This is a genomic window from Methanobrevibacter sp., assembly GCF_045541095.1.
Lineage (GTDB): Archaea > Methanobacteriota > Methanobacteria > Methanobacteriales > Methanobacteriaceae > Methanocatella.
The window spans coordinates 1-4,687 of sequence record NZ_JAZQIJ010000211.1 but is presented as its reverse complement, the minus strand read 5'-3'; the positions used below and the strand labels follow the sequence as shown (position 1 = coordinate 4,687).

General features: G+C 27.8%; 2 protein-coding genes. Both read left to right on the top strand.

Going from position 1 to position 4,687, the window contains the following annotated elements:
* The first annotated feature begins 21 nt into the window (after nucleotides 1-21).
* The gene (locus ACKI2P_RS08955; protein ID WP_407376981.1) at nucleotides 22-3,288 is read left to right on the top strand and encodes a TIR domain-containing protein; all 3,267 of its coding nucleotides are present in this window, start codon (nucleotides 22-24) and stop codon (nucleotides 3,286-3,288) included.
* A gap of 14 nt (nucleotides 3,289-3,302) precedes the next feature.
* A complete protein-coding gene (locus ACKI2P_RS08950) occupies nucleotides 3,303-4,676 on the top strand; it encodes a hypothetical protein (protein WP_407376979.1) in 1,374 nt (457 codons plus the stop codon).
* The last annotated feature ends 11 nt before the right edge of the window (nucleotides 4,677-4,687 follow it).

The following is a 4,687-nucleotide window of genomic DNA, read 5'->3' as shown; positions in this document are numbered from 1 at the left end:
GATTTTTTTTGAGGGTTGATAATGATGGATAATAATTCAAATGTCACAGAAAAACCTCTTCCACCATATTTCGGTAGTGAACCTTATATTTATGTAAGTTATGCTCCTGAAGATAAATATGCAGTATATCCAGAAATTAAGCGATTCCAAAATCAGGGATTCAATGTTTTTTATGATGAAAAATGTGGGGATATAAAAGTAAAAGAACTTGAGAACTGCACGGTTTTTATAATTTTTCTTACGCCAAATTCTGCTAAATTAGATAGAATACTTGAAGAAGTTGAATTTGCTGAAGAAAATCAGATTAATATTCTTCCAATTTATCTGGTCGAAACAGAATTAGGCCCATTACTTGATTTTACATTATCTGAGATAAATTCCATATCTAAATTTAAATGGGATTTGGAGAAATACACTTCCCAATATATGGAATCTTTTAAAGGTTTCGGACTTAAATCAAATAAAAATTCACTAAATAGTAAATTGGTTCCAGGACAGGGAAGGGTGCCTTTCCCGGCATATAGGGGTGAAGGTTCTTATATGTTTATAAGTTACGCTCATAAGGACTCTGATATTGTATTTCCAGAAATTAAACGATTCCAAGATATGGGATACAATGTATGGTATGATGAAGGAATAGGAGCTGGAAATGAGTGGTTAAAAGATGTTGTAAATCATCTTGTTGAATCTGATTTATTTGTTGTTTTTATAACCAGAAATTCAGTTGCTTCAAAAAATGTAAGAAAGGAGATAAAATACGCAATTCATAAAGATAAAAATATTCTTCCAATATTTTTAGAGGATTTTGATAATATTGACATGGAATCTGATTTGGAATATGAATTATCTGTCATTCAAGCTATTATAAAAACAACTCTCAATGAAGAGGAATATATTTTTAAATTTACAGAAGCATTCCATCATTTTGGTTTTGAACCTAGTAATGAAGTTGATGAAGAACTTTTTGAACGAATAGAATTAAAAAATCCGAAGGATGTTTTAATTGATAATTCTTTGGAATATGATATTTTATATTCTGACCTTGATTCCGATTGTATTAAACCATTTTTAGATGATTTTTTTGAAAATTTGGCAATATATGATGATTTTCATAATAATCATTATTACAAAGAGATATTAAAATCTTCCATTGAGGTATTTTTAGAAAATAAATCTTTTTATGATGCTTATGAAGTTTATAAAATTTTCTTTGGCATTTATCAGATTCTGGGAAGGGATAAATCCTCAGATAGGGGATTTTCTGACAATTTAGATAATGAACCTAACACTATTCTTGAACTGATTGAAGTGATTATTAAACATGCTAGCATGATTTATCGAGATTCCAATCAATTCAAAAAGATATTTATTCATTCTGTTAATGTTTTTATTCTGGGTTTAATAGTATATTCTCAAAACAAAAATTATAAAGAATTTTTTAAGAATTATGTTCAAAATAGCCCCTATAAAAAGTATTATAAAGATTCCTATGGCGAAGTATCTGATGAGGAATTTTTATATCGTTGGGGATTAGCTTCTTTATTGCATGACATATACCTTCCTTTAGAAAATATTGGCGAAAAATGGAATAAACGTCTTTATAAAGAGTTTGATTTAATTTTGGGTAAAACACGAATTATTGAAGATTTCAATGATTTAAATGAGATTTATAAAAAGGATTATTATTTTAAGGAAAATTTTGAAAATACCTACAATTACACTAAATTTTTTGACTTATTTAAACCTACAGATATAATGGCACATAAAATTTCTCTGGATTTTCCTGATTTGGATTTAAAATTACTTGTTGGTAATTTAAATAATTTTATTGATTTGATGCATGAATCTGAATTTATGGAGCATGGCCTTTTAGCTGCATTTCTTGTTTTAGATTCTTATGGTTATCAGATCCAGGAATATGCCAAAGATTCAAGTTTCTTTTTTTATCCTGTTGTAGATAGTGCAACGGCTATATTTTTACATAATTATTATAGATATTTTTTACAGAACGAACCATTTAATTTAAAGCAGTTATATCCTCAGGATAGTCCATTGGCTTATCTTTTAATTTTTTGCGATAATATTTTGGAGTTTTATAAAAAGCCCGAGACAATTATTGATGAAAACATCAATGAAATAACTAATTTGCAGTTTGATGGTGATGGATTTTATGCCGAAAATCATGTAAAAAGTTTTTCATACGGATTCGCATTTTCTAATGAACTGTCTTTAGATGAACTTTTAGATACTACAAGTATATTTAATGGGGGTGTATCCGTCAATTTAGACTTAAATAATTTACATAATATTAATGAAATCTTCAAATTTGATGGAGGATTATATGATTATCATATGAAAAATGTTGAAAAAATAGCTATTCAACTTCATCAAACATACATTGATTCGGTAACTCGCGAATATGAAGAAAAATTAGCTAATGGAACTCTTGATGAGAATACTAAGGCAAAATTTGAAGGGTTAACTGATTTCGACGGGTTGTACTATGTTCTTAAGATAGCGAATTTCCGTCAGGCTCTTTCAATTCCAAAAAAATTAAATTTAATTGGTTGTGAAATTGTTACTATGGATGATGAAAGGGAATCAATTTTAGAATTTTCTGATGATGATATTATTACATTGGCTCGTTTTGAGCATCAGGAATGGTGTAAGCAAAAAATAGATCAAGGATGGACTTATGGTCCTGTAAGAAATGTTGATGAATTAATTCATGATTGTTTAGTGCCCTGGGAAGAGTTGCCTTCAATGTTTCAACAATATGATATTGATCAGGTAAAATATATTCCAGAACTTGTAATTAATTCTGGATTTAAGATTGTTTTATCTAAATTAAAATTGCTCACATTCCAATTATATAAGTTTAGTGAAAATATTGATGATGATTTGGAGGTTAAACAAATTTTTGATAATTTGCATTATCAGTTAAAGGAATTGAATCTTAAAAAGACAGATTTAATCATTGAATCATTATCAAATCTTAACTATATGGTTGTTGACAAATCACATCGATGTGAACCGGTTGTTTCGTTTAATGATGATGAAAGGAAGTATTTTGCTCAATATGTTCATGATGAATGGTGCAATTTAAATAATAGTTTAGGTTGGAGATTTGGAGATTATTATGATTTTGATTTAAAGATTAATCCTAATTTAAAATCTTGGGAGAATTTATCTCCGGATTATGCAAAAATGCAGGTTGATATTTTCAATGTATTGCCTCAATTCTGTGATGGAGTTGGATTAAAAATTATAAAAAATAATTATGAATAGTTAAGGTGGGAGACATGTTTAAAGAAAATTCCTTGCAAAGTTATGTTGACAGTTTCTTTGATAATCTTACTTTATATGATGATTATAGACATGATCATAAGTATAAATCAATTTTAAAATCGAGTATTGACGTGTTTTTAGATAATCAAACTGAATTAAATGCATTTGGAGTATATGAGATATTTTTAATGATATATCAGATTACTCCAGAAGATAAATCTCAAAATGATAATTCAAGTATTGTAAGTCACCCTAACATTCCTTTGGATTTCGCTAACTTAATGAAAAGATATGGGGAAACTTCTTCAGGTCTAAATGGAATGAACTCTGACTTCATTATCCATTCCGTTAATGTGTTTATATTGGGGTTGGCCATTTATTCACAAAACAAAAATTATAAACATTGTTTTAAAAATTATGTGATTAGAACTCCTTATAAAAAATATTATAAAAATTCCCAAGGGGAATTTTCCGATGAGGAATTTTTATATCGCTGGGGTATTGCATCTTTGTTTCATGATATTACCATTCCTATTGAATTTATGGCAAAACCAATGAAAAAATTATTAAACAATGAGATTAATTCTATTTTAAATACTTATGGAGAAGATATGCAGATAAATCTTTTGGATTTCAGTGAACTGGATTCAATTACAAAAATTGATTATTCTTTTAGTGATAATTATAGAAATGAATATCCTACTGCAAATTTTTTAAATCTATTTAAACCCACTCAAGTAATATTTCATAGATTGGCTTTAGATTTTAATTTGGATGCAAGAAAAATTCATTTATTGGAAAATAAGTTAAATGATATAATTGAAAATGTTACTTTTGACCATGGGCTGATTTCATCACTTTTAATTTTGAAGATTTATGGTTATATCTTGCAAAATTATGATAAAAATCCCGACTTTTTCTTTTATCCTATTGTTGATAGTGCTACGGCTATTTTTTTACATAATCTTTATCGTAATTTACTGCAAAGGAACCCTTTTAATTTAGGACAATTGCATCCCGATAAAAACCCAATTGCATTCTTATTAATTCTATGTGATGAAATTCAAGCGCATCACAGACAAACATCACTTTTCATTAATAAAAAAAATAGTTTGGAAAATGATTTAAAAATTGAAATTGATGATGACAGTTTATATGTTAATTATATTGTGAGAAATCCTTCGGCAGGCCATATACATTATGATGATATAAAAAATTTGCTAGATATGATATTATCAATCGACAGTATATTTGTCCGTGGATTAGTAATTTCTGCAGATTTTGAATTACAAAACAATATTGATTTTGGGGAAATTATAAAAAATGAAATTTCATTCAGAAATGTTGAAATTTTAGCATCAATGAAGTCGGAGGCCAAGCGGGCTTAGGAAGACAAAAT

What these genes read in the sequence shown, in the direction of transcription:
- ACKI2P_RS08955 (WP_407376981.1), top strand. Translation starts at nt 22, where the DNA reads ATGATGGATAATAATTCAAATGTCACAGAAAAACCTCTTCCACCATAT.
- ACKI2P_RS08950 (WP_407376979.1), top strand. Translation starts at nt 3,303, where the DNA reads ATGTTTAAAGAAAATTCCTTGCAAAGTTATGTTGACAGTTTCTTTGAT.